This is a genomic window from Candidatus Accumulibacter phosphatis, from assembly GCF_000024165.1.
Classification (GTDB): Bacteria; Pseudomonadota; Gammaproteobacteria; order Burkholderiales; family Rhodocyclaceae; genus Accumulibacter; species Accumulibacter phosphatis.
Genome location: NC_013194.1, coordinates 3,562,200 through 3,588,003, shown reverse-complemented (window position 1 = coordinate 3,588,003; position 25,804 = coordinate 3,562,200). Strand labels below are relative to the sequence as shown.

The following is a 25,804-nucleotide window of genomic DNA, read 5'->3' as shown; positions in this document are numbered from 1 at the left end:
CGCACGACCCGCATCGATGTCAGTTGGCTGCTCGTGCAGTGGCACTGATCCACAACTGGTGGAGTCTGTTCGTCCGACTGGCACATCCGGAAGCGCGGCGCGAGGCCATCACCAGCCGTCCCTGGCTGATGACCTGCGTTGGGAGAAAAACTGAACATGCCGGGCACACCACCGTTACCCTAACCGGATTGCATGCTCACTTCGCGCCAGCGTGGGCGGCACTGACGCGAGTCTCTGCCTTGCTTCAAGGCTGGGTGGCCGAAACTGCGAAGCAGTTGACCCAGCCCTCTGTCTGGCATCGGGTCTGTGATCACCTCAAGCGGTTTCTCGCCGGCATCGGTGCGCTGCCAAGCCAGCCGTTGCTCAAAAAAATATGCGAATGGGGTCGACTGACTGCGGTTCTAGGTTGATCAGCAGGCTGGCCATGAGCGTCTTGCCGACGCCGGGATCGTCCGCCAGGAGGAAGCGCAGTGGTTGGCGACGTAGCATGGTTTCGTAGAGGCGGTGATCTGATACGGCAGCGGCTGGACGATCGAGGTATGCACCGCTTGCATCGGGTCGAACAGATGTGCGAGGCGAATGCGCTGGGCCTCGGAAACCACGCGGAAGAGGGCGCCTTCGAGGCTCCAGGGTCTACCCTGTTCGACCAGTTCCGGGCGGGGGTCGTCGTGGCGGTAGGGCAGCTCGTTGGCTACCTTGCCGGAGGCGGTCTTGTCGGTCAGCTCTAGTGCTTCCGAGCCAAACCAGTGGACGCTGACCAAGCTCACCAGGGCGTCAGGGACGATACCGCGGATCGCCGTGTTGGTTTGAAGTTGTTCGAGTTTCATGCCGATCGACGTTTGGAGTTGTTGTTATCTGCCGTGCTCGTCAGACCTTACCCATCAAAGTTGGGGGCTGGCGCCACAGTTTGCCGGAGTCACCCTTGCGCGCAGATGATTTTGCGCTTGCTGGTTTGCCCTCGCTGACAGGGTGTCCGGGCTACCGACTGATGGCGCCCCCGATAGCGGTCGAGATCGGCAGAGCAAGGTGCACAGTCGAGATTGACGCTCCTTGATGGAGGCTCCTATACTCTTCATGGTGCCGTTGGATTTCCCATCCTTGTGCCGATCGGGCCGTGATGGAAAACCCGTTCTTCGAAGACCACTTCAATATGCGCGACCATTTTCGTGCCGTAGATTCCTGAAGGGGCGTGGTCATGCTCTTCACGGCACTCTCGTGTCCTCAGTGCGGCGCACCGCTTCCCCGGCAGGCCAGTTGGCGGACGGTGAGTTGTGCCCACTGCGGAGCAACGGTAACCCGCAGCAAGTCGGTGGTTGAAGCAGCCCGGTTTCGCGAAGCGCGTGCACGGGTCTATGCGCAGGCGTGCTCCGCCTGCGCGCCTGCGTCACGAGTGGTAAACTGGCGCGCACAGCGTTTTCGGATCCTGGCCCCCCTGGGCAGGGGAGAACACGCCGAGGTGTATCTCGCAGAACGCATGGGTCCGCTGCCGCAGCGACTGACCTTGAAGCTGGGCTACCCGGAAACCAAGCCGGGAGTGCTGGCGGCAGAGGCGGATGTCCTGGCCAGCTTGCAGCAGAGCAGCGTTCAGGGCGCCGCCTATTACACCCAGCACCTGCCTCGACCCATGGCCGCAGGCGTGACGGACGATGGCAACGGGCCGGAGCGCGAAGTCCTGCTGCTGTGCCATCCCTCCGGGTACTGGGGCAGCCTCGCCGACGTCATGCACTACGCGCCGACCGGCATCGACCCACGGCATGCCGTCTGGATCTGGCGTCGTATTCTGGAAGTGCTGGCCTTTGTGCATGCAAGTGCCTGGACGCACGGTGATCTCGCTCCCGAGCATCTGCTGGCGCATCCGCGTGATCACGGCGTCCTCATCATCGGATGGTCGAGAGCGCAGCCGATCGCGAATTCATCGGCCGTTGCCCGCGACCTCATGCAATCGGCGTGGGCAGTTCGCGCACTGCTCTGCGGCGGCGACGATCTGCCGACCTTGTCGGAGCGGATTCCCGCCCCCCTGGCAGAACTGCTGCGCCGGAGCAGCGAGGAGGCCGCCTGGTGCGCTCGCGCGGGCGCGCGTGGGCTCGACGAGGCGTTGGTCGTCGCAGCGCGCGAGGCTTTCGGGCCAGCCCGGTTCATTCCCTTCAACCCTACCGCCGCTTATTGCGTCTAGGAGATCATCATGGGCTACGGAAATTACTCGCAAACCGCTCACGAGGCGTTGACTGCCGATCGTGCTTCGTTGCCGCGTACGGAGGTTTTCCGGCAACGCGGCTGCCATGCCTTGATGGACCCGCGCGGGCTTGCTGTGCGCGAATCACGCGACAGCGACGAACACCCGGTTTCGCTGGCCATCACCTTTGCCCTGGACGTGACCGGATCCATGGGCAATATTCCAGAGCTGCTGGCGCGTCAGGAGTTGCCGACGTTCATGAAACTGCTGGCCGATTGCCGAATTGCCGATCCGCAAGTGCTTTTCATGGCCATTGGTGATGCGTATTCGGACGGTGCGCCATTGCAGGTAGGCCAGTTCGAAACCACTGCCGAGCTGATCGATCAATGGCTGACCTGGAGCTATCTCGAGGGTGGGGGAGGTGGCACGGGCTCCGAGAGTTACGAGCTGGCGTTCTATGTGCTCGCTCAGCACACGGATATCGATTGCTGGGTCAAGCGCAAGAAGCGGGGATATCTCTTCATGACCGGCGATGAACTGCCTTATCCCATCGTTTCCCGCCGCCAGGTCGAAGGCCTGCTCGGCGATCAGCTTGACGAGGACCTTCCGATCGAAGACGTGATCGCTGCTGCGGCGGAGACCTACCACCTGTTCTTCCTGATCCCGGATCTGCAGCGACGCAGGCAGTGCGAGCAGCGGTGGCGCGAACTGCTGGGTGATCATGTGATTTGCATGGAGTCGCACGAAGACACCTGCGCCGTTGCGGCAGCGATCGTCGGGCTCACCGAAGGCGCGTTGGCCAATATCGACGCGGTGGCCCAGGTACTCCAGGCGAATGGCAGATCGCGCCAGCGCGTGGCAGCGACAGTCCGCGCGCTGCAACCCTACGCCGACCTGCTTGATCCGACGGCGATCAGGCGGGTCCACGCGCAGCCCTCGTCAGTCAGGCAGGCCAGGCCGAATTGGTGGCGACGGCTGTTTTCCTGAGCGGGGCCAGCGATCAGCGCGCCGCGTTTCGTCTCATTGCTGGGTCTTGGCTTCGGCGATTGCGGCAAGGGCCTGTTTACGGATGCGCTGTGCCGCCGCTGGTCGGCGCACACGGTGGTACGCTTCAACGGCGGAGCACAGGCGGGGCATAACGTGGTGCTGCCGGACGGCCGGCACCATACGTTTGCGCAGTTTGCCGCCGGAACACTGGTGCCGGGCGTGGCGACGGTGCTTGCCTACCCGGTGGTCGTGCATCCCGCGGCGTTGTTGGTCGAGTACGCCCGTCTGCGGACGCTCGGAGTCGAGGATGCGCTCGAGCGCCTGAAGATCGACCATCGGTGCCGCATCAATACCCCTTTTCATCAGGCTGCCGGCCGCCTGCGCGAATTGCAGCGAGGAACCCAGGCGCATGGTACTTGCGGTGTCGGGGTTGGCGAGACGGTGCGGCACGCCCTGTGCTTCCCGGATCATGTCTTGCGCTATGGCGATCTGGCACGTCCGGCCCTGGCAATGAAGAGGCTGGACCTCATCCGGCGCGATCTGCTGGCAGAATTCTCCGCGATGGCCGAGAAGCCGGCGAGGCAGGGCCTGGCCAGGCTTGAATACCAGGTACTCAGCGATGAAGGGGCTGCCGAGCGCTGGCTGAGTGGCGTTGTGGCACTGCTCCGCCAGGTGCCGCCCGCCTCGCCCGCGCGCATTGCGGAACACCTGAATCGGCCGGGCTGCGTGCTCTTCGAGGGCGCGCAAGGCGTATTGCTGGACGAATGGCGTGGCTTTCACCCACATACGACGTGGAGCAGCATCCATCCCGAAGCGGTCGAAGCGGTTGCTGCGGAATATGGCTTCACGGCACGGGTCGAGCATCTGGGCGTGCTTCGTTCCTTCCTGACTCGCCACGGCGAGGGGCCGTTCCCTACGTGCGATAGCGCATTGGGCTTGTTGTTGGAACCGCACAACACCAGCGACGGTTGGCAGGGGCAATTCCGACGAGGTCATCCGGATGCCTTGCTTCTGCGCTATGCGTTGTCCGTTCTTGGGCCGCTCGATGGATTGCTGGTAAGTCATCTCGATGTGTTCGACCGGGTCAGCGCCCTGCAGTGGTGCGACGCCTATCAGGCCGCACCGACTGGCGATGAGGCAAACCTTATGCACCGAGATGCCGCGCGGCCAGACTTGGTCACCCAGTTGTTACCCGGTGCGCCGGGGAATCTGGCACATCAGGCGGCGCTGACCCGCTTGCTGTCGTTGGCCGCCCCGAGATACGGCGCCGAGCTGATTACGTCGTCACCGGCTCTGCTGGAGCGTACTGTCGCGCTGGCAAAGTGTCCGGTCTGGTTTGGCGCTTACGGGCCAACCTATGAAACCGTCAGGAGCGTTGCCGCGTCGCCTTAGCGGGCTGCTCGGGTAAGCGAAAAAGGGTCGGCTTTCGGGAGCGTCGAGACGATCCTCTGGTGCAGGAGTGTTCTCGATATGGCAACATGATCGATGCTGCTGTCGGTGAGCCGACAACAGGCGAGCCGAGCCGTTGGCGCGGGTCCTGAGAGCTATCGACAGACCGGCGGCCTGCCGGAGTGGTAATGGGCAGTTCTCGAACAGCGGGGAGTTTGGCAATGAAGATACTGGTTCTGGCGCTTTCTCTGGCGATGCAGGCTGCGCTGCTTGCCCATGCCGAGTCGTCGGTACCCACGCCCACGGGCATCGGGATCAAGGACTACCCGTGGCAGGCGCTGGCCGGCGAGAAGAATGAAGCGCTGGAGCGCAAGGGTGACAGGAAGCGCGGTGAGCGACTCTTCGCGCTCTGCCGTAGTTGCCACCTGCCGTCGACTGGCGGACGTCCCGACGGCAGCATCCCGCAACTCGCGGGCCAGCACAGCAGCGTTCTGATCAAGCAGATGGCCGACATTCGCGTCGGTGTCCGGCACAACCCGACCATGTACCCGTTCGCCGCGGTGCTGAACGATCCGCAGGATCTGGCGGATCTCGCCGCCTATCTCGAAGGGCTGTGCATCCCCCGCGAGCATGAACAGTACGAAGCTCACGACGCCGTTCAGCAAGTAGCAACCGGCAGAGAGCTTTACGAAAGGGCGTGCAGGGTATGCCACGGGCCGCGCGGTGAAGGCTCCCGCCATAAGCTCTATCCGGCGATCGCAGGACAGCACTACAACTACCTCCTGCGCCAGATGACCGCGATCCGCGACGGCAAGCGCCCCACCGCCGATCCCGAGATGGTCAGGGTCATCAGCGGGTACAACGACGATCAACTGCTCGCGATTTCGGCGTACCAGGCGAGCCTGGTGATGCCGGGAAAGATGTGCAGGGCCAGGACGCCGGTCACGAAGGAGTGAGCACGCGGTTCGCGTGCGACTACCGGCAAGCGCTAACACAGGTGCGGCATGGATGAGTTTTTCTTGGTCATCGCATGAGAATCGATCGTTTGCCGCGCGCTACCCTGCCTTGTATGGTGGCGACATTCCCTCACGAAGGGCAATTTCAAGCGCCAGGAGCCGACACCATGAACCATCCCACACTCTTCGTAGCCCGGTCTCAGGGTGGCCAGGAACAGCGTGGCGCCCGCGGCCCGCTTGGTCGCTCCGCATGGCGAGTCGCCCTGCAGAAGCTGTTCGCCGGCCTTTGCGAACCGACCCAGACCATTGTCAAGAACGCCGCCGCCTATCCGGCCACCTTCATCAACCTTCCCTGATCCCGACGTTCCTACTGGCGGGTCCTTGCCTCTTCCCGCCGCGCCAGTTCCGACCACGTGAAGTCGATGTGCCCGAGCATCGCCTGTCTGGCCTCGTCCGGCTGCTGCGCGCGGATCCGCTCCCAGATGCCAAGGTGCTGCCGGCGAAGGTGTTCGGTGACGTCGCCCGTCGGATCTTCCATGGCCATCAGATTGAGGCAGATGTGCTCGCGCAGCATGCGTACGACGCCTGAGTGCAGGTAGAGAAACATGCTGTTGTGCGAGGCTTCGGCGATGGCCTCGTGGAAGTCGGCGTCGGCCCGGTACTCCGCCTCCTTGTCCCCCGTGTCGTAGGCTTTGGTCAGGCGCCTGACGATACCTTCGATCTTCTCCAGATCGCTGGCGTTGGCGCGCAGCGCGGCGTAGTAGGCGGTCGCACCCTCCAGTTCGCGGCGAAACTCCAACGTATCCCAACGCAAGTCCGGATGCGCGGCCACCAGTTGCCGCCACGGTGACGAGATCGCCGCCTGCAGGCGATCGCTGACGAAAACGCCACTGCCCTGCCTGCTGAACAGCAGGCCACGCTCCTTTAGGCAAAAGATCGCCTCGCGTACCGAGTTTCGCGAGACGCCCAGCGATTCCGCCAGGACCCGCTCGGCCGGCAAACGCATGCCGACCGGCCACGAACCATCCAGAAGGTGCACTTCGAGTGCCCGCCGGGTCTGTTCTGCAACGCTGTGCGATGCCATGGTCATCCTCCCTGAGCTTCCTCGACGACCCGCCTGGCGCCAAGAAAAGAATTGGTACTACCAATTTCCGGTGAATTCTATCCCTGGTTAATCTTTGCGCCATCGGTTTTCGTTAAGTGCAACGTATTACTATGGAGTGAATGCCCCGCTGGCGTTGCCAGAAAAAGGGCGTAATCACCCGTCGGGTCTCTGGAGGAGGAAGCCAAGAATGAACTCACTCATTTCTGCACTGCGTGCGCATTTCCCCGCAGCAAGCGTCATTACCGACGAACTGCGATTGCTGGCCTGGGGCACCGATGCCAGCTTCTACCGGCTGATCCCGCAGGTCGTGGTCGTCGTGGAGAGCGAAGATGATGTGGCGCACGTCCTGGCGGTGGCCGCGCAGCAGCGTGTTCATCTGACCTTCCGTGCTGCCGGCACCAGCTTGTCGGGGCAGGCGGTGACCGACGGTATCCTGGTCCTCATCGGCGAGGCCTTCGCCACTTGTGAAATCGCGCCGGACGCCGCCACCGTGCGCGTCGGGCCCGGCATCATCGGCGGCGAGGTCAACTACCGTCTGGCACCGCATGGCCGCAAGATCGGTCCCGACCCGGCCTCGATCAGCGCCTGCAAGATAGGTGGCATCGCCGCCAACAACGCCTCCGGTATGTGCTGCGGTACGGCGCAGAACAGTTACCGCACCCTCGCCGGCTTGCGCGTGGTGTTTGCCGACGGGGCGGTACTCGATACCGAGGACCCGCTCAGCGTCGCCCGTTTCCGCGCCAGCCATGCGGCCCTGATCGGCGAACTGGCACGCCTGGGTGCCACCACGCGTGCCGACGAAACGTTGGCGGCGCGCATCCGCCACAAGTACAAGATCAAGAACACCACCGGCTACAGCCTCAACGCGCTGATCGACTACGAAGACCCGATCGACATTCTCTCTCACCTGATGATCGGTTCGGAGGGGACGCTCGGCTTCATGTCACGCATCACCTACCGCACCGTCGTCGAGGACCCTTGCAAGGCGAGCACGCTGGTGTTCTTCCCGACCATCGAGACCGCCTGCCAAGCCGTCATCCGCCTCAAGCAGGAGCCGGTCTCCGCCGTCGAGATGCTCGATCGCCCGGCGCTGCGCTCGGTGGAGGACAAGCCCGGCTTGCCGCCCATCATCCGGACGCTGGGCAACGATGCCGCTGCTCTGCTGATCGAGGTGCGCGCGGAAAACGCCTCGCTCCTGCAGCAACGCATTGACGCAGCACTCGGCGCCTTGACCGGCATTGCCACCGTCGAAGCGCCGGTGTTCTCCACTGACCCGGCGACCTGCGAAATGTACTGGAAAGTGCGCAAGGGCACCTTCCCCTCGGTCGGCGCGATGCGTCGCGCCGGCACCACGGTCATCATCGAGGACGTGGCCTTCCCGATCGAATCCCTGGCCGCCGCCACGCTCGACCTGCAGGCGCTGTTACGCCAGCACGGCTACAGCGAAGGAATCATCTTCGGGCATGCGCTCGAAGGCAATCTGCATTTCGTGTTTACCCAGGATTTCTCGGATGCCGCGGAGGTGGAACGTTACGCCCGCTTCATGGACGACGTCTGCAAACTGGTCATCGACAAGTACGACGGTTCGCTCAAGGCCGAGCACGGGACAGGCCGCAACATGGCTCCCTTTGTCGAGATGGAATGGGGCCGGCAGGCCACTGACCTGATGCGCCGGATCAAGACGCTCTTCGACCCCAATAACCTGCTGAATCCCGGCGTGATCATCAACGACGACCCGCAGGCGCACCTGAAAAACCTCAAGCCGATGCCGGCCGCCGAAGACATCATCGACCGCTGCATCGAATGCGGCTTCTGCGAGCCGCTGTGCCCCTCGCACCGCCTGACCCTTTCGCCGCGCCAGCGCATCGTCAGCTGGCGGGAACTCTCACGCCGGGCCGCCGCCGGCGAAGAGGCCGCCGACGTCGGCAAGGATTTTGCCTACTTCGGCCTCGACACCTGCGCCGGCTGCGGTCTTTGCTCCACCGCCTGTCCGGTCGGCATCGACACCGGCGAGCTGACGCGCCGCCTGCGCGGCCGCGGGCTGGGCAACAAAGCGCCTTCGCATCAGGTCGCGCACTGGACGGCGGAAAATTTCGGCAAGGTGGCCACCGTCTCCCGCGTCGGCCTGTCCATCGGCCATGCCGTCTCCAGCGTGGTCGGCGAAAGCCTCGTCGCGCGCCTCTCGCGTGGCGCCTGGAAACGGGGAATGCCACAGGCGGGCAGGGCGCCCAAACCCCACAGCGGTACCGGTGCGGGCGATCCGGTGGTGTATTTCCCCGCTTGCGGCGGCCGCATCTTCGGCGCCAACACCCCCGACGAGGCAACCCTGCCGGAAGTCATTATCGAGTTGCTGGTGCGCGCCGGCTACGATCCGCGCTTGCCGGAAGGCTTCGACAAGCTCTGCTGCGGGCAGATGCTGGCCAGCAAGGGCATGGCCGAGGAGGCCGAGCAGATGGCCGACAGCGTGACCGCTGCGCTGCTCAAGGCTGCCGACGATGGCAATGGCGGCCACTATCCGGTGATCATGGATGCCAGCACCTGTTCGGTGCGCATGCAGAAGCTCCTCGCCGGTCGCCTGACGGTGCTTGACTTCCATGAATTCGCTCACGATGCGCTGTTGCCCCGCTTGATGGTCACGCGCAAGCGCGGCCCCATCGCCCTGCATATTAATTGCAGCGTCCGCCGCGTCGCTTCCGACAGCAAGCTGCGCCGCCTGATCGCGGCCTGCGCCGAAGAAATCGTCGAACCCGCCGGCGTCACCTGCTGCGGCTTCGCCGGCGACCGCGGTTTCGTTGTCCCAGAACTCAACGTGCACGCCCTGCGCAAGGTCCACGAGGCACTGCCCGCCAACTGTTGCGAGGGGGTCTCGACCAACCGCACCTGCGAAATCGGCCTCACCGCCGAAACCGGCCGCCCCTATCGCTCCATTGCCTACCTGCTGGAAGAGTGCAGTCGTACGGAAACCATGGGAGCCTGCTGAGCCCTGGCAACCGCCGCCACAACAGCCACACAAGTGGCTTATTACAAAGGAGACTCCCATGACGTGGCAAATGAATGTTGATCCCCTCGGCAACATCGGATTGTCCGCGCTTGTCGCGGCAATCCCGATCTTCTTCCTGTTCTGGGCCTTGGCAATCAAGCGCATGAAAGGCCAGTTTGCGGCAATGGGAGGCACCGGACTGGCCATCCTGATCGCGGTGTTCGTCTACAAGATGCCCGTGGATCTGGCGGCGCTGGCGACACTGTACGGTGGCGCATTCGGGCTGTTCCCGGTCTGCTGGATCGTCATCACCGCGCTCTTCATCTACAACATGTCCGTGAAGACAGGGCAGTTCGAGGTGATCAAGAACTCGCTCGCCTCGATTTCGGACGACCGGCGCCTGCAAGCGCTGCTGATCGCGTTTTCCTTCGGTGCCTTCATCGAAGGTGCCGCCGGCTTCGGTACCCCAGTGGCGATTACGGCAGCGATGCTGGCCGGGCTCGGCTTCAACCCGCTCTATGCGGCGTCCATCTGTCTGTTGGCCAACACGGCGCCGGTCGCCTGGGGTGCCATCGGGATTCCGATCGTGGTCGGCGGGCAGGTCGCGGGAATTCCCGACTTCGCGCTGAGCCAGATGGTCGGCCGGACACTGCCGATCGTCAGCGTCTTCATCCCCCTCTATCTGGTTGTCGTCATGTCCGGGTGGAAGAAGGGCCTGGAAGTCTGGCCCGCTTGCCTCGTCAGCGGTGGCTCGTTCGCCATTGCGCAATTCTTCTCGGCCAACTCGCCGGTCACCGCACCGCTGCTTCCCGACATCATTGCGTCGCTGGCGTCGATCGTCTGCACGGTCGCCTTCCTCAAGGTCTGGCATCCGAAAGAGAGCTGGCACTTCGCCGATGAACCCAAGAGCCTCGGCAAACAAGCGCTCAAGTTCACCGGCGGGCAGATCTTCCGCGCCTGGGCACCCTTCATCATCCTGTCGCTCTTCGTCTGCGCCTGGGGTATCAAGCCGGTCAATCAGGCGCTCAACCAGACGACCAAGATGATCTTCGACTACGCCATACCGATTTCCGGTCTCGACAAGATGGTGATCGATCAGGCCGGCAAGCCCAAGCCCGCCGTCTATAACTTCAATTTCCTGAGCGCCGCCGGCACGGCCATTCTCTTCGCCTGGTTCTTCTCGATCATGGTCATGGGCGCGTCGCTCAAGACGGCCGCAGGCGTCGCGGGCGATACGCTGAAGACCCTCAAATGGCCCATCGTGACCATTGCGACGATCCTCGGCTTCGCCTACATCATGAACTTTTCCGGCATGGCGATCACGCTCGGTTATGCGTTCGCCACGACCGGCGCGGCCTTCCCCTTCTTCGCCAGTCTTCTCGGTTGGCTGGGAGTGTTCATGACGGGTTCCGATACATCGACCAACGCCTTGTTTGGCAAGCTCCAGGCGGTCACTGCCGAGAAGCTCGGTATCGACCCGGTGATCACGATGTCGGCCAACACCTGCGGCGGCGTGTGCGGGAAGATGATCTCGCCGCAATCGATTGCCGTTGCCACAGGCGCCACAGGACTGGTCGGTCGCGAATCCGAGATCTTCCGGTTCACGTTCAAGCACTCGGTCTTCCTGGTGGTGATCATCGGTATCCTGCACATGCTCTGGACGTACGTATTCCCCGGTATCGTTCCGGCTTACGTCAAGCCTGTGGCCGCCGCCGCCGCTGCTGTGGCCGCCGCCACCGTGAATATGGACGGCCTGATGTGGCTGGGGATATTCGTCGGCATCGTCGCTCTCGTCACCGTGTTCTCGCGAGTCGTCGGCGCCAATCTGGTTGGTGCGGTCAGAGGCGCCGATCAGGTCCATTTCCACTGAGAGGGCTTGCCGGACTACATCCAGCCCGGCCCTGGACTGCTCCTCAGGGGACCGGCTGGAGATGAACTCCGAGGTCAGTTCAGGATTGACGCCGTTTGCAGGCGGTGCCTATACTCTCGATGGGACCGGCCGACTGGTTTTTCCTGGCGAAATTCCGGGGACGCGCAAGACGGCCAGTGCGGCAGCCACCAAGGCGGGATTCGTCTTCCGCCCGGTCCCGTCCACCAGATGATGGGCTCTACACAGGAAGGAGGGCGGAACATGCAACGCGCACTTCCCGATCTCACGATCACGCCGCCGGTAGCAGGCGAAAAAGTGACCCTTGTCTTGCACGCCGACGGGAAGCAGTACGACCTTCCGGTGCTCGGAGGTACGCACGGTCCCAAGGTCATCGATGTCCGGCGGCTCTACGCCGAGACGGGCTATTTCACATACGACCCGGGATTCCTGTCCACTGCCAACTGCGACTCGGCGATCACCTACATCGACGGTGACCGCGGCATCCTCCTGCACCGGGGGTACCCGATCGAGGAGCTTGCAGCGCATGCCGACTTCCTGGAGGTTTGTTATCTGCTGCTCTACGGGAAACTGCCCACGCCGTCGGAACTCGCGGACTTCGGCTACGTGATTGGCCATCACAGCATGGTCCACGAGCAGTTCAAGCGATTCTTCGCGGGCTTTCGCCGGGATGCCCACCCGATGGCGGTGATGGTGGGCACCGTTGGCGCACTCAGCGCGTTTTACCACGACAAGATCGACATCACGGATCCGGAAGCGCGGATGGTGTCTACCCACCGGCTCATTGCCAAAATGCCGACCATTTGTGCCATGGCGTTCAAGTATTCGCTTGGACGACCGTTCATGTACCCGCGCAACGATTTGAGCTACGCCGCGAACTTCCTCCGGATGGCTTTCGGCATACCCGCGGAGCCCTACGTGGTAAACCCTGTACTGACTCGCGCCATCAACCGTTTCCTGGTGTTGCACGCCGATCACGAACAGAACGCTTCTACCGCGACGGTGCGCATTGCCGGCTCCAGCCGTGCCAATCCGTATGCCTGCGTGGCCGCCGGCATCACGGCGCTCTGGGGGCCGGACCACGGAGGCGCGAACGAGGCGGTGGTGAACATGCTGGAAGAGATCGGCAACAAGGACCGCATTCCCCTCTACATCAAGCGCGCGAAGGACAAGAACGATTCGTTCCGGCTTACCGGCTTCGGCCACCGGGTGTACAAGAACTACGACCCGCGCGCGGCGATCCTTCGCGAATCCTGCCACGAGGTGTTGGCCGAACTGGGCAAGACGGACGAGCCCTTGTTCGCGCTGGCGCTCGAACTCGAACGCATCGCCCTCGATGACGACTACTTTGTTCAACGCAAGCTGTTCCCGAACGTGGACTTCTACTCCGGCATCATGTTGCGGGCGATCGGCTTCCCCACAGCGATGTTTCCGCCCCTGTTCGCGCTTGGCCGCACCATCGGCTGGATTGCCCAGTGGAAGGAGATGATCGAAGCGTCGGATCAACATATCGCCAGGCCGCGGCAACGTTACATCGGCGAGGCGATTCGGCCCTATGTGCCCATCGCGGAGCGCTGATCCGCCAGAGACCGGCGACAGACGCTGCTCGGCAACGACGACGGCCCCGCCGAACGCCACGTTCGGCGGGGCCGTCGTGTCAGCGTGGTTGACCGCGCCGGCCCGATAGACAGCGTTTCCCGGTGATGAAGCGCCGACAGCTACTCGCCACGGCTGCGCTATAGTTTCTGGTTTCTTTGGGGGTACCGATGCGGCATCTGCACGGTCTGGTCATTGCGGCATGTCTTCTCCTTCTCCTTGGGTCGCTCGGTTGCGGACATCTGACGCCGTCCGAGCGGGTGCCCGCGACGGGCAGTTTCAATGCCATTGGTATGTCTCTGGTGCTGGTGCCGCCCGGCGAGTTTCTCATGGGTGGCACGGAAACCGCCGAAACCCTGGTTGCGGCCTACCCGGATTCGGGGAAGACGCCGGACTACTTCGCTGACGAGTATCCAAGACACCGCGTGCGTATCACCCGGGGATTCTTTCTCGGCCGCTTCGAGGTTACGGTGGCGCAGTTTCGCCGATTCACCGACGAAACCGGTTACCAGACCGAAGCGGAGTCGGACGGGGCCGGCGGTTGGGGATGCGACTCTTCCACGGGGCGGTGCGAGGGGCGGCGACCGCAATACACCTGGAGAAACCCCGGGTATGCGCTAGTGGACACACAACCGGTCGTCAATGTCAGCTACAACGACGCGCTGGCGTTCTGTCGGTGGCTGAGCGAGAAGGAGGGCAAGCGCTATCGCCTGCCGACGGAAGCGGAATGGGAGTATGCCAATCGTGCCGGCACCGGCACACGCTACGCGAACTCCGACGATCCGGCGCATTTGCCGCACTTCGCTCGCGCCATCGATCTGTCGCGGCATTCCGAATTCGGGCACGTACAGGAAATCGTCATCAAGCCCGACGACCCGACCGCGTTTCCAGCGCCGGTCGGCAGCTACGCGGCGAACGCACTCGGGCTGCATGACATGCACGGGAACGTCTGGGAGTGGGTTGCGGACTGGTACGGCGCCACTTACTATGCCGAGTCTCCCGTCGACGATCCGCAAGGGCCGGTCACGGGCCACTTGAAGGTGCGCCGAGGAGGCGCCTGGAACAGTTTTCCGATCTGGTTGCGATCGTCCTTCCGCAACTGGAATTCGCCAGGCAGCCGGTGCGTGAACCTCGGCTTCCGCGTTGCCCGGGACCTCTAGGACGATGGCCAGCGGGCTTCGGTGCAAGCCCTCCGAAAGACCGCGATCGGATTAGCCCAGGAGGCCGGCGGCGATGTTGACGGTCAGGGCCAGCAGCGTGGTGTTGAAGGCGAAAGCGATCATGCCTTGCGCCATCGCCAGGCGACGCATGCGTGTGCTGGAGATCGCGACATCCGCGGTCTGCGAGGTCATGCCGACGATGATGGCGAAGTACAGGAAGTCGGTATAGACCGGCGGCTCGTCGCCGGGGAATTCGAGGGGAGGGTTGCCATTTCTGCTGCGGGAGCCGTAGTAGGCGTGAGCGTAATGAAGCGCGAACGAGGTGTGCACGAGCAGCCAGGACGCCACGAAAGTTCCCGTGACCAGGGCCAAGCGCAGGCTCTGTCGGAATGGGGTGAGGTTGTCCAGGCCGGAAAGTTCGATGACGATCGCTGCGAGACTGGCCAGCGCAGCAGCCACCGTGAGAAAGAGGACGACGGCAGCACCGTCATCCTGGATGCGAGCCCGCCACCGCATATGTTCCACTGATGCTCGGGCCATCATCACCCAAGCCAGTGCCAGAAAGAGACCTGCTCCGACGTCCCAGGTGACCAGGGCTCGGGTCGAGGGGGCGAGTTCCGGCGGCAGAGCCAGGAAGGTGAGCGCGCCGGCGACACAGGAGGTCACCAGCCGTGGCCGCGCTCGCACTTGATGCCAGAGCTTGGTGAGTGGGGGGTGGGTGGGAGTCATCGCAACGCCATTATGCAGGCGACGGCCGTGGGCCGGCAATGTGCCCGGCGCCGCCTGGACGCCCGGACCTGCAAGTCGCCGTCCGCTTGGGAGGCGCCGCCCGCAAGCCGTCGTCGTGAAGCGGAAGGGACGCCAAGCCGGGCACTCATCCGCCAAGCATGACGACATTGGCGGCGTCGCCAAACACCTCCCGCACGGCCGGAACGAGATGGGGATGGTGGCTGAGGAAGATCACCTGCGTCGTCTTGGAGAGGTCGGCGATGGCCTCGATACCCGCCCGGGCGCGCACGTCGTCGTAATTGATGAACAGGTCGTCGGCGATGAACGGCAGCGCGCACGCCTGGCTGATGTGCATTTCCAGCGCGGCCAGGCGCAGGGCGAGATACAACTGATCGCGCGTGCCCTCGCTCATGCCGCCGATGCCGACGGTCCGCCCGTCGGCCCGCAGGCCTTCGAGCAACGGCGGCCTGGCCTCGAAATCGACGGTCAGCTTCGCGAACGATCCCAGCGTCAGGCGGCAGAAGATCTCGCCGGCGCGCGCCAGCATCGGCCCCTGGCGGGTTTCGCGGTAGCGATCGATTGCCCAGCGCAGCAGGCGCCCCGCGGTATGCACCTGGATAAAGCGCTCCGCGGCATCTGCCATGCTGGCGAGCGCCTGCTGGCGCGCCGCCTCGGCGCGTGCTGCGTCGTCCTGGCCGGCGATTCTCGCCAGCGACGTGCCGGCGGTAGCGAGTTCGGCCGCCAGCGTCACCTGCAGTTCGCGCTCGCTGGCCAGCTGACGAGCGATTTCCGCGAGGCGGACGGTGACCTGCGTCATGTCGGTGGCGTCGACTGCGGCGGCAAGTGCCGCCAGCGGCAGCCCGTCGCCTGCCTCTTCGGCGGCGCGCCTGGCCGCAGCGGCGGACAAGGATAGCGCGCGCGCCGTGTCGGACCGGGTGACCGCGGCGTGCAGGTCCGCGTGACTGGTGGCGCGGGCCAGGCGCAGCAGGGGATCGACCGCCGCCCTCGCAGTGTCGATGGCGCCGGCCACCTCGGCGATCTGCTCGCCGGCCCTGGCGATCTCGCCGGTCAGGCGTGCCGCCTCGCGTGCATCGTCCCTGGCCTGGAGCAGGCGAGCGTTGAGCCGCCGGGCTGTCTCGTCGGGTGACTCGCCAACCATCGCGGGTGCCAGCAGGTCGGCCAGGCGGCGACATTCGCTGCGGAAATCGTCGAGGTCCTTCTGCATGGCGGCGATGCGTGCCTGACGCAGTTCGCGGATCGCCTGCCGTTTGTCGTCGATGTCGTCGAACAGCTTCAGCGTCCCTTCGAGCGTACCGACGTCGGTATCTCCCGCCAGGCCAGCCGAACGCAGGCCCTGCTGCCAGCGTTCCTGCCAGTCGGCAAGCGCTGCATCGGCGGCGTCGCGTCGTCTGGCGAGATCGGCGGATGCACTCTTCGCGGCCGCCAACTGACGGGTGAGTTCGGCTCGTCGTGTAGCCGTTGCCGCCGCTTCGTCCACCAGGTGCCTGGCTGCGAGGATCAGCGCTTCCAGATCGCTCGGCAGCGCCACGCCGACGTCGGCGATCGCCGCGCGCAGCGCTGCCTGCGCGCGCGCCACCGCGTCGGCCGTCTGCTGCTGCTCGGCGCGCGCTTGCAGGGCGGCATCTGCGGCGCGCAGGGTGGCGGCGCGGGCCTCCTGCCAGCCTTCGAAGGCGGCCAGGGGCAGCGTCGGGACGCCGAGCGCTGCCGCCTGCGCCGCCCACTCGCCGTCGATCGTTGCGGCCTCGTCAGCCAGCGCCCGCAGACGTTCGGCGATCTGTTCGGCCTGCCGATGCCGGCGCTCGGCATCGTCGAGCTTTGCCTGCAGTTCGGCGGCTTCGTGCGCCTTGGCGTGACGCTGGTCGGCCAGCCGATCGGCCGTCTCGACGTGCTCCTCGTAGATGGCCGCGCTGTCGGTCAGCGCAGCGCCCCCGGATCTGATCGCCGTCCACACCGCGTCGCGCACGTGGCGGGCATCGGCTACCTGGCCGCTGGTGACCGGATCGTGCGCGCGCCGGAATTGCGTCGTGGCGAGTTCCAGGCTTTCGATCTCGGCAGCGACTTCCAGCGCTCTCTGCCGCAGGGCGGTCTGCGCTGCCTCGTTCTCGGTGGCGCGCCGCAGCAGGCGCTCGGCCTGTGCGGCGGCCGGCAGGGCGAGCTGGCCCGGCGGCGACAGGTCGGTCTTCCAGGCGCCCAGGCGGCTTTCGGCCTGGTGCAACTCGCGTTCGGCCTTGGCGACTCTGCCTTCTTCACGCTGCTGTGCGGCGCGAAAGTCGCCGAGTCGGAGCGCCGTCTCGAGTGCGGCCCGCAGGCTCGGGGAGATTACCAGCGTCGGCAAGGCCGCCAGGTCGGCCTCGATCGCCTCGACTTCGCGTGCCTTCTGGTGCGCCGCGTCGGTGGCCGCGGCCAGGGCCAGTTCGAGGGTGGCGTGCCGGCGCGCCAGCGCGGCCAGCGACGAGCGCACCGGTGCCGGAGGCAGTCGGCTGGCGAGGTGATCCTCGTCACCGGCCGGCCAGCCCAACTGCCGCACGCAGGCCTCGATATCCTGCCAATGCACCTTCACTTCCTGCTGCCGCTTGTCGATGTCGCGCGTGTGGAAGCGCGTCTGTTGCCGGCGCTCGGCGAGCGCCGTGATGTCGGCTGCGCAGGCCAGCACGGCGTCGTCAAGGACGATCGTGGCGAGCAGCGCCTGCAGTTGCCCGGCACGTTCCACGAGGAGCTTCTGCCGCGTCGTCGCCGAGGCCATCTCGCGTTCGGCGGCGGCGAGACTGGCGCCGGCGTCCGCGGGAAGCTGAATCACCTCGCCGAGGGCAGCCAGTTCCTGCTGGCTGCCTTGATGGGCACGCACCGAGGGCGCTACCCGACGCACCCGTTCGAGAGCGGCGCGTTCGGTCTCGAGGGCCCGTACCTGATCCTGCAGGCCGGCCATGCGGTCCTGCAATGCCTGTACCTTGCCGCTGGCGTCGAGCCAGTCGCGTGTGCGCATCGTCGCTCGCTTCAGCTCCGCTTCAGCGACCGCCAGTTCATCTTTGGCCGCGTAATAGGCGCGGTCACGGGCGTGGCGGCGCGCCCAGAGCTTGTCGGCCTCCGCTTCGAGCTGGTCGCGGACGGCGCCGAGACTGCCGATGCCGGCCGCTGACTGGAAAAGGATTCGGCCGATGTCGTTCGAGGCATTGAGGATCTCGTTGCCGCCACGGATCAGGCGCAGATGATCGAGAGCGAACATCTGGTCGAAGAAGGAACGCTCGGAGTTGCCCAGGAAGGGCAGCAATGCGTCGTCGCCGAGCGGCTGGCCGGCCGCGTCGAGCAGCGACTTGCTGCTCTTCCGCAGCCGCTGAAAGTCGAGCGAGTCGGCAGCGTGGGTGATCGACCCGGCGAGCCGCAACTCACTGCGCGGATGCAGGAAGTCGTAGGTCGAGCGGGCTTCGATGCCGAACAGCAGGTCGAGGATGGCGGCCCGGATCGTCGACTTGCCCGCCTCGTTGGCGCCGACCAGCATGTGGAAATCACACGGCGCGGCCGGCAACGTCAATGAGCAGTCGGTGAACTTGCCGTAGCGATGCAGATCGAGTCGGTTGATTCGCATCGCCGTGTCACTCCGTTTTCATCAGATAGGCGATCAGCCCGGGAGCGACGGCAGCGACCAGCGGTGACACGTCGCCACTGCGGATCGCGGCAAACTCCGGCACGCATGCGGCCAGTTCGTGCGGCGCGCGGTCCACCAGTTGTCGCAGTTCCGTCGTCAGCGAGTCGAGGAACTCCCGGTCGCCCGGCGCCTCGTCGAGTAGTGCCTGGAGATCGGCGATGGCGTCGGCGCGCGCGCGGATCGTCTCCCGATCATGCGCCGGTGTCGTTTCGATGCGCACCTTCTCGATCCAGATTCTTTCGCCGGCGAGGGCGGCGGCCAGAGCGAGCGTCTCGGCGCGCAGCCGCGCCTCCTTTCCGAACAGTTCGCCGTGCGCCGTGCTGCGCCCCTGCAGGACGACACGCAAGGCCAGCGGTTTGCCATCCGCAGTTTCGTCGAGGAGAGCTTGCAGGCGGCCGGCGATGGCGTGCACCGCGGCGTCGAGGTTGCTGGCGGTGGCGAGATCCACGGTCAGCCGGTGCCAGCGCAGGACGTCGGTAAACAGCCGTTCGACGGCAACGATGCCAGTCTCGGTGGCGCTGACCAGCACGGCGCCGCGCGCTCCGGTTTCGCGAATGTGCCGGCCCTGCGTATTGCCCGGATAGACGACCCACGGTTCCCGGCAGACCTCGGCATAGTCATGCACGTGTCCGAGGGCCCAGTAGTCGTAGCCCTTGGCGACCAGTTGCGCGAGCGAGCAGGGCGCGTAGCTGGCGTGTTCGGCGTTGCCTTCGAGCGCCGTGTGCAGGACGCCGATGTTCAGCCAGCCGGGGATGCGATCGGGATAACCGACGGCCAGGTTTTCGGTCGTGGCGGCGTCCCGGAAGCTGCGGCCGTGCAGCGCGACGCGCAGGTGCTCGATACGGAAAGTTGACGGCTTGCGCGTGTCGAAGGCGCGGACGTTCGGCGGCAGCGCTAGTCGCCGGGTCATCTCGCTCTCGGCGTCGTGGTTGCCGTAGAGCAGGAAGACCGGAATGCCTGCCGCGTGCAGGCGGCCCATCTCGCGGGCGAAGAAGTAGCCGGTGTTGTAGTCGCGCCAGGTGCCGTCGTAGAGGTCGCCGGCGATGATCACGAAGTCGACCGTTTCGTCGATCGCGGCGGCGACCAGGTTGCGGAAAGCGTCGCGGGTTGCCGTGCGCAGCATTTCGGCAGGCGCGTCGCGGTAGGCGGCCAGCCCGGTGAGCGGGCTGTCGAGATGGATGTCGGCAGTGTGGATGAATTTCAAGGAGAGCTCCGGGGCCCTGAGCTTGTCGCTGGGAAGCGGCAACGGCTTGCTGCCCGCAAGCGGATGATGGCATCTTCACTCCGCCGCGTCGACCCGACCTGGCGGTCGCTCCGGCCAGGTCGCCGTCAACTTCGCCTTCGCTGGCGCGTTGTAATAGCATTAACCAGATTCCGGGCCAGGCCGCAGTGACCAGCCCCGTCGTTCCGGGGTGTTGCGGGAACCCCTGGCGCGAAGCCGGTGCCCGACGGCCCTTGGCCCGCCGGAGAAGGATCTTCCGGACCCGGCGCCTGCCACCCGGTTTTCTTTTTTGGCGCCTGCGGACGGCGCTTGGCGCGTTCAGTCACCGCCATCAATCCGACACCTGGCAAGGTGATCATTTCTGCCGAGTCCGTATTGACCGGCATGGAAGTGATCGCTGAACCTGCATGGCCGACTGGCCATTCCGACAACCGAGCACGCTGTGCTCTCCCCGGCGCGCGGGAACCCGTGCTGCCGATGAACCTTCCCGACAGGTCGATAGCTATCCATGCTGAAGGATCTCGGCATGATGTTTGCTTCGCAGTCGCAGGGGAAGGACATCAAAGGAGTTTGATAGACAATGTCCAGGAAACTGTTTTCGCGTTACTCGCTCGGCGGCCGCGCGCTGCCAAACCGCGTCGTCATGGCGCCGATGAATCGCAACCGTGCCAGCGACTGGCAACTCGCACCGACGGCGCTCACCGCCAGGTACTACGCCCAGCGCGCGTCGGCGGGGCTGATCATTGCCGAAGGCACGCCCGTCTCGCCGCAGGCGCGCGGCTGCGCGCGTACTCCGGGGATCTACAGCCAGGCACAGATTGCCGGCTGGCGCAACGTGACGCGCGCCGTCCATCGCGCGGGTGGAAGAATCTACCTGCAACTCTGGCACGTCGGTCGCGTCGGCCATTGCAGCCTGCGCGCCGACGGTTCGCCGCCGGTCGGGCCGAGCGCGATCGGCCTGGAAAAGGACCGGGTGCCGATCCTCAGGGCTGGCGCCGAGCCGGTGCTGGTTCGCTGCGACCCGCCGCGGGCGCTGAGCAGTGAGGAGGTCAGGGCGACCGTCGATGATTTCGCGCGAGCGGCAGAAAACGCCATGGTGGCCGGCTTCGACGGCGTCGAGATCCATGCCGCGAACGGCTATTTGTTCGATCAGTTCCGCTGTCCTTACCTCAATGACCGTGCCGACGAGTATGGTGGCGCTGCCCGGGCGCGCTGGCGCTTTCTTCTCGAGACGGTCGAGGCCGTCGCGGATACGGTCGGCAAGGCGAAGGTCGGTGTCCGTATCTCGCCGCTCGGCACGGCGCACGAGATGCAGTTCGACCCGGCGCCGCTATTCGCCTACGGCTATCTCGCCTGTCAGCTCGACCGGCTGGGGATTGGCTATCTGCACGTCTATGACCAATCCGGAAGCTGGATGCACGACCCGCAGAGCGACCTGCTGCAGCACCTGCGAGCCTGCTTCTCGCAGACCTTGATCCTCTGCGGCGGCTTCGACCGCGCGCGCGCCGAAGCCGCCTTGCGCGCGGACTGCGGCGACCTGATCGCCTTCGGCAAACACTTCATCGCCAATCCCGACCTCGTCCAGCGCCTGCGCATCGGGGCGCCGCTGGCGCCTTGGGATTCGGCGACGATCTACAAGGGAGGTGCCAGGGGTTACGTCGATTACCCTACTCTCGAGGAGGAGGCGGTCGGCGAGACGTGATCACCGCCACGCGCATTGCCGCTCGTCGCAGCGGACATTGAGTGATGAAACTCCTTTGCGACGAAATGCTCAAGGGTCTGGCGCGCTGGCTGCGCACCGCGGGTCACGACGTCGCCATGGAGCCGGACGGCACCGCGGACCGGCGCCTGATCGAACGTGCCATGGCGGAAGAGCGCCTGCTGCTGACACGCGATCGCAGTCTCCTGGAGATTCGCGGCGCACAGAAGGTCGTCCTGCTGCTGGCCAGCAACGACCTCGAGAGCAGCGTACGGGAACTGACCGGCCGGCTGGGGATCGACTGGCTGCACCAGCCTTTCAGCCGCTGTTCGCTGTGCAATACGCCCTTGGTGGCCGTCGAGCGTCCGGCCGATCTGCCGAGCGATATCGTGCGCGCGTGGTTCTGCACCACCTGTGGCAAGTACTACTGGCGCGGTGGGCATGTGGATCGGATGCGGCATCGCCTGCAGCGTTGGCAGGGGATGCCCGGAGGCGAGTCCTGAGCGCGTGTCCGGCGTGCGGCGAGAGGCCGGCGAAGCGCGGTGCTGGCCGCTCAGTGCCCCATGATCACGACCGTATCGCCTTTGCGATTGGTGAACTGTCCGAGAACCGGCTTGCGCTGTTCAGTCAGCCAGAGGTAGAGAGGATCGCCAGGTTTCGGTGCCAGGACGAAATAGCGAAATTTGGCCGCCTGATAGGGAGTCATCAGTTCTTCCCGCGTCACCGGCATATACGGGTAACCCCGGCCCGCGTAGTAGGCAATCCGCAAGTCCTCGTAGTAGATGGGATCGGCGGGATTGGTGTTGCGCGACAACCAGCTTGCTGCCTCGAGATAGTGTGTCTTCTTGGTGCCCAGCGAGATCACGTTGCTCAGCATGACGACGACGGCTGCCACGGCCAGGGCCTTCGCCAGACGCGGGAAGCTCCTGGCAAACAGCAGGCAGGCAACCGCCAGCAGGGGCACCGCCAGCAGATTCAGCAAGCTCAGATAGCGGGAGTTGATGAAATGCTGTTGAATGAAGAACAGGAACAGCACGCCGTAATAGGCCAGCCAGGCCCAGACGAAGGGCCTCAGTCGTTGCCAGCAGGCGCGCACCACCTGCCCACTTTGCGGGTGGAGCAAGGGTAGAGCCAAGGGCCCGCTGAGCGTGAAGAACTTCGCCAGCATCGTCACCGTCACGCCAAAGAAGACGATCTTGCCGGCGTCGTCTGTCGAATACTTGGCCAGCGCCGCGCTGGCAAACTGGCTGGCCATCAGGTTGAAGCCGGCGACCAGGGTGCGGGGATCGAGCAGGGACAGATAGTATGCGATCCGCGGTTGGGTGATCCCTCCGCGGGCAAGCATCGCCAGCGCGGCAATCAGGACCGCAGCCAGCGGCAGCGCAGACAACTGCACGAGCCTCAGCCAGCCCGCGCGCCGATGCAGGTCACCGACCAGGCAGAGGGCGATCGCCGGCAACACGAGAACCGCTTCCAGGCGAAACAGGCAGGCACAGACCGTCGCCAGTTGGATCAGCGCGGCGCGCCGCCAGCCACCGCTCTCCAGCCAACCCAGAGCCAGGGAAAGTGCGAGAAGGCAGAAAAACCAGAAGCCCTGCTCGCGGATGATGTCGTCGCGAAAGTGGTTGAACGCGGGCATCGACAACACTACCAGGCAAGCCCAGTAGCCACTGCCGGCGGCGAAGCGCTCGCTGACCGAGACCAGCAGAGCACAGGTTGCCGCCATGAAGAACGCGCCCCAGAGATAGGCCGCCGGCTCGAGCGGGAGGGCGGACAGCCAGTGAGTGCCAGCCAGCAACAGAGAAAACCACGGCCAGTCAAAGCCCTGAAAAGCCGCCTGCGGGCCTTGTTCGAGAGCCTGCTGGGCAACCGCCAGATACAGCGCAGCGTCCTTGCCCACGGTGACGGTGCCGGCAAACGCCACCAGCGAGAGGAGCAGGCTACCCAGGAAAGCGAGCGCCGTCGGCGGCAACCGACGCACTCGCTCCACGAGATCCGACATCACGAAATCCTTTCCAGAAGGTGGCACCTGCAGGCGTCAGGGCCAGGCGAACAGGCGAATGGCCTTGCGCAGGTAGGTCCAGCGCAAGGCCTGCGCTACGCTCAGGTGCACGGCGGATCGATAGAAGCGGCGGGCCGTCGCCTTGTCGCCAGCCAGCACGGCGGTGCGAAACAGCGACAGATAGCGTTGCGCCGCGTAGCGCTTGCGCAGCGACTGGCATGACGCGGGCAGGGCAGCGAACACCTCCCGCACCATGGTTGCGGCGCGTTCCTCTTCCTGATCACGGTCGTGGCGCAAGCTGTCGGCATGCTTGTGGATGCGCGCCAGCGGTTCTCTGGTGATCACCACCGGCGCGCTGACCAACAGGTAGGCAAAAACCGGAATGTCCTCGCCGGCGCGCAGGTTCTCCGGGTAGGGCCGCTGCAACAACAGATCGCGGCGAAACAGCGAGCAGCCGTGCGAGACCGAGAGGCGCTTCTGCAGCAGATAGCGCCGGGCGAGTTGCGCCGGCGAGGCGACGGGAACGGGGCTCGGTAGGCGCAGCCGCTCGCGTCCATCGGAATACACCGATAGTTGGGCGCCGAGAAACATTCCTGCTCGCGGGTGCGCAGCGACCAGCTTGCGCAGCGTCGCCAGGGCATTTGGCAACAGCTCGTCGTCGGCGTCGAGGAGCAGCACGTGCGAGCCGCGTGCCAGGCCGATGCCGCGATTGCGTGCCGCGGCCGCCCCGGCGTTGGCCTGGTCGATGACGCGCAGGCGAGGATAGCGGGTCGCGTAGTCCGCCAGCACATCGCCGGTATGGTCGCTGGAGCCGTCGTTCACGACAATCAGCTCGACATCCTCTGCCCCCTGCGCGAGCACCGAATCGAGCGCGCGCGGCAACAGGCGAGCGTAGTTGTAGGCCGGAATGACGACGCTGATCAGTGGCTCGACCGGCTCAGTCATGTCCATTCACCGCCGCACCGAGCCGCGGATGCCTGGCCTGGCCGGCGATCGACGGCCGGCGGACGCCGTTGCGTGTCGCCGCCGCTATGAATCCTCGCAGCCAAGCTGTGCCACCTCTCTCTGTCGGGGAGCCTGCCGGGTGGTTCCGGCACTGAAACCCGCATTGTCCGCGATCCGCACCGAGATGCAACAGCGCCTGCCGGCCAGCGGGCAAAAGGTGTACATTGGCGCCTTCCGACACAGGCGAGGACGGCGCGGAGCATGTGGCAGGACGAACAATGGCATCGATAGTCGGCTTGACGCGCCGGAGGGCGGACGCGCGCCGCTGCTTGGCCACTGCCGGCGATGCCGATCGAGCGCCGCCGGAACGCGCATGCTGAGCCTGTTGCGCGCCTGGCGGGAACGCGGCTGGAGCGAAATCGATGCCGCGGCCTATGCGCAGGCCTGGCAGCGCTTCGGCGGCAGCGTGGCGACTCATCCCCTGATCGTCGAGCGACTGGCGGCTCTCGCGCGCATTCCCGTGCGCTACCTCGGCTGGTTCGCCGGCGGCGAGTTGCTGGCGGCGATTCCCTGCTGGGGCAACCATCTGGCGCTCGCCAAGGAGGTGCTGAAGAAACGCCGTCAGCGCGGCGCCTTCGACCTCGGCAACGCCGAGGTCATTCTGCCGATCGCCGAAAACGCGCGCGTGCCCGTGCGCCAGGTCATGCGCTACGTTTCCGAAGTGAACGCCGGTCAGATCGCCGGTCTCAAACCACAGCCCGAAGGGCTGGCGCTGGCCCGCGCGCCCGAAGAGTACTCGACCAAGTTTCGCTACAACCAGCGGCGCGAGCTGCGCCTGCTTGCCGAGGCTGGCGGCAGTCTGCGGCCGATGCTCGACTATTCCCCGGTGCAGCAGGCCCTGATGTACGCCGACCTGTTTCAGCGCCGCTGGGGCTTCGCCCCGCGCGGGAAGGCGCATCTCGGCGAGGTGTTCGGCCTGCTGCGCGAATTCATCACCGGCTCGGTGCTGCTGCATGACGAACGGCCGATCGCCATCCAGATTCTCTATCGGGTCGAGGCGCCGAAGTGGGTTTCGCTCGAATTCATCAACGGTGGCGTTGACCCGGCGACCCGCGACTTCAGTCCGGGCAGCGTGTTGAGCTTCGTCAATACGCAGGCGGCCTGGGCCGAGGCGCGGGCCCTCGGCAAGCCGCTGCGCTACTCCTTCGGTCGCGCCGACCGCGGCTACAAGGACCGCTGGTGCCATCGCGTGCCGGTCTATAGAATCTAGAATCCACAGAGACTTGTCTTCCCCGCGTCCTGCGCGGGT

At 65.2% G+C, this 25,804-nt stretch carries 20 protein-coding genes; 13 read left to right on the top strand and 7 right to left on the bottom strand.

The genetic code is table 11. The annotated features are described in order from the left end of the window. Positions 1-38: 38 nt before the first annotated feature. On the top strand, positions 39-410 hold the full coding sequence (locus tag CAP2UW1_RS25640; protein ID WP_199931753.1) for a hypothetical protein: 372 nt from the start codon (positions 39-41) through the stop codon (positions 408-410). Here CAP2UW1_RS25640 and CAP2UW1_RS15495 read toward each other — a convergent pair whose 3' ends face one another. Next, positions 411-827, bottom strand: a complete 417-nt coding sequence (locus CAP2UW1_RS15495; protein ID WP_015767565.1) for a hypothetical protein — start codon at positions 825-827, stop codon at positions 411-413. 629 nt (positions 828-1,456) lie between these two features. On the opposite strand from CAP2UW1_RS15495, the gene CAP2UW1_RS15490 reads away from it, so the two are divergent. From CAP2UW1_RS15490 to CAP2UW1_RS15470, 5 genes are all read left to right on the top strand, one after another. Beyond that, positions 1,457-2,173, top strand: coding sequence for a protein kinase family protein (locus CAP2UW1_RS15490; RefSeq protein WP_291912593.1), 717 nt, complete (start codon positions 1,457-1,459; stop codon positions 2,171-2,173). Between the two features lie 9 nt (positions 2,174-2,182). Beyond that, positions 2,183-3,160 carry a hypothetical protein gene (locus CAP2UW1_RS15485; protein WP_015767563.1) on the top strand — a complete coding sequence of 326 codons (978 nt, stop codon included), beginning with the start codon at positions 2,183-2,185 and terminating at the stop codon, positions 3,158-3,160. A 36-nt stretch (positions 3,161-3,196) separates the two neighbouring features. After that, positions 3,197-4,552 (top strand): adenylosuccinate synthetase, encoded by a 1,356-nt coding sequence (locus CAP2UW1_RS15480; protein WP_015767562.1) that lies wholly within the window; start codon positions 3,197-3,199, stop codon positions 4,550-4,552. A gap of 218 nt (positions 4,553-4,770) precedes the next feature. After that, entirely contained in the window at positions 4,771-5,505 is a 735-nt protein-coding gene (locus CAP2UW1_RS15475) for a c-type cytochrome (protein WP_015767561.1), read from the top strand. A gap of 167 nt (positions 5,506-5,672) precedes the next feature. Further along, positions 5,673-5,861 carry a hypothetical protein gene (locus CAP2UW1_RS15470; RefSeq protein WP_015767560.1) on the top strand — a complete coding sequence of 63 codons (189 nt, stop codon included), beginning with the start codon at positions 5,673-5,675 and terminating at the stop codon, positions 5,859-5,861. Positions 5,862-5,872: 11 nt separating this feature from the next. Here the strand turns inward: CAP2UW1_RS15470 and CAP2UW1_RS15465 are convergent, their stop codons facing one another. After that, positions 5,873-6,589 carry a FadR/GntR family transcriptional regulator gene (locus CAP2UW1_RS15465; protein ID WP_015767559.1) on the bottom strand — a complete coding sequence of 239 codons (717 nt, stop codon included), beginning with the start codon at positions 6,587-6,589 and terminating at the stop codon, positions 5,873-5,875. 208 nt (positions 6,590-6,797) lie between these two features. On the opposite strand from CAP2UW1_RS15465, the gene CAP2UW1_RS15460 reads away from it, so the two are divergent. The 4 genes from CAP2UW1_RS15460 to CAP2UW1_RS15445 all read left to right on the top strand — a co-directional run bounded on the left by CAP2UW1_RS15460 (position 6,798) and on the right by CAP2UW1_RS15445 (position 14,234). Next, positions 6,798-9,590: an FAD-binding and (Fe-S)-binding domain-containing protein gene (locus CAP2UW1_RS15460; RefSeq protein ID WP_015767558.1), complete on the top strand. Its 2,793-nt coding sequence runs from the start codon at positions 6,798-6,800 to the stop codon at positions 9,588-9,590. Positions 9,591-9,648: 58 nt separating this feature from the next. Beyond that, a complete protein-coding gene (locus tag CAP2UW1_RS15455) occupies positions 9,649-11,460 on the top strand; it encodes an L-lactate permease (protein ID WP_015767557.1) in 1,812 nt (603 codons plus the stop codon). 261 nt (positions 11,461-11,721) lie between these two features. Next, positions 11,722-13,056: a citrate synthase gene (gltA, locus tag CAP2UW1_RS15450; protein ID WP_015767555.1), complete on the top strand. Its 1,335-nt coding sequence runs from the start codon at positions 11,722-11,724 to the stop codon at positions 13,054-13,056. Positions 13,057-13,244: 188 nt separating this feature from the next. Then, entirely contained in the window at positions 13,245-14,234 is a 990-nt protein-coding gene (locus tag CAP2UW1_RS15445) for a formylglycine-generating enzyme family protein (protein WP_015767554.1), read from the top strand. Between the two features lie 51 nt (positions 14,235-14,285). Here the strand turns inward: CAP2UW1_RS15445 and CAP2UW1_RS15440 are convergent, their stop codons facing one another. From CAP2UW1_RS15440 to CAP2UW1_RS15430, 3 genes are all read right to left on the bottom strand, one after another. Next, entirely contained in the window at positions 14,286-14,963 is a 678-nt protein-coding gene (locus CAP2UW1_RS15440; RefSeq protein ID WP_015767553.1) for a DUF1345 domain-containing protein, read from the bottom strand. Between the two features lie 145 nt (positions 14,964-15,108). Then, a complete protein-coding gene (locus CAP2UW1_RS15435; protein WP_015767552.1) occupies positions 15,109-18,567 on the bottom strand; it encodes an ATP-binding protein in 3,459 nt (1,152 codons plus the stop codon). A gap of 7 nt (positions 18,568-18,574) precedes the next feature. Continuing rightward, positions 18,575-19,831: a metallophosphoesterase family protein gene (locus tag CAP2UW1_RS15430; protein WP_015767551.1), complete on the bottom strand. Its 1,257-nt coding sequence runs from the start codon at positions 19,829-19,831 to the stop codon at positions 18,575-18,577. Positions 19,832-20,429: 598 nt separating this feature from the next. Between CAP2UW1_RS15430 and CAP2UW1_RS15425 the strand changes: the two genes are divergently transcribed. Together CAP2UW1_RS15425 and CAP2UW1_RS15420 are read left to right on the top strand one after the other, a co-directional pair. After that, a complete protein-coding gene (locus tag CAP2UW1_RS15425) occupies positions 20,430-21,551 on the top strand; it encodes an alkene reductase (RefSeq protein WP_015767550.1) in 1,122 nt (373 codons plus the stop codon). Positions 21,552-21,595: 44 nt separating this feature from the next. Continuing rightward, a complete protein-coding gene (locus CAP2UW1_RS15420) occupies positions 21,596-22,051 on the top strand; it encodes a DUF5615 family PIN-like protein (protein WP_015767549.1) in 456 nt (151 codons plus the stop codon). Positions 22,052-22,101: 50 nt separating this feature from the next. Here CAP2UW1_RS15420 and CAP2UW1_RS15415 read toward each other — a convergent pair whose 3' ends face one another. Both CAP2UW1_RS15415 and CAP2UW1_RS15410 read right to left on the bottom strand, forming a co-directional pair. Beyond that, positions 22,102-23,550 carry a hypothetical protein gene (locus tag CAP2UW1_RS15415; protein WP_015767548.1) on the bottom strand — a complete coding sequence of 483 codons (1,449 nt, stop codon included), beginning with the start codon at positions 23,548-23,550 and terminating at the stop codon, positions 22,102-22,104. A 36-nt stretch (positions 23,551-23,586) separates the two neighbouring features. Beyond that, the gene (locus CAP2UW1_RS15410; RefSeq protein WP_015767547.1) at positions 23,587-24,495 is read right to left on the bottom strand and encodes a glycosyltransferase family 2 protein; all 909 of its coding nucleotides are present in this window, start codon (positions 24,493-24,495) and stop codon (positions 23,587-23,589) included. Positions 24,496-24,868: 373 nt separating this feature from the next. On the opposite strand from CAP2UW1_RS15410, the gene CAP2UW1_RS15405 reads away from it, so the two are divergent. Then, positions 24,869-25,765 carry a GNAT family N-acetyltransferase gene (locus tag CAP2UW1_RS15405; protein WP_015767546.1) on the top strand — a complete coding sequence of 299 codons (897 nt, stop codon included), beginning with the start codon at positions 24,869-24,871 and terminating at the stop codon, positions 25,763-25,765. Positions 25,766-25,804 lie beyond the last annotated feature (39 nt).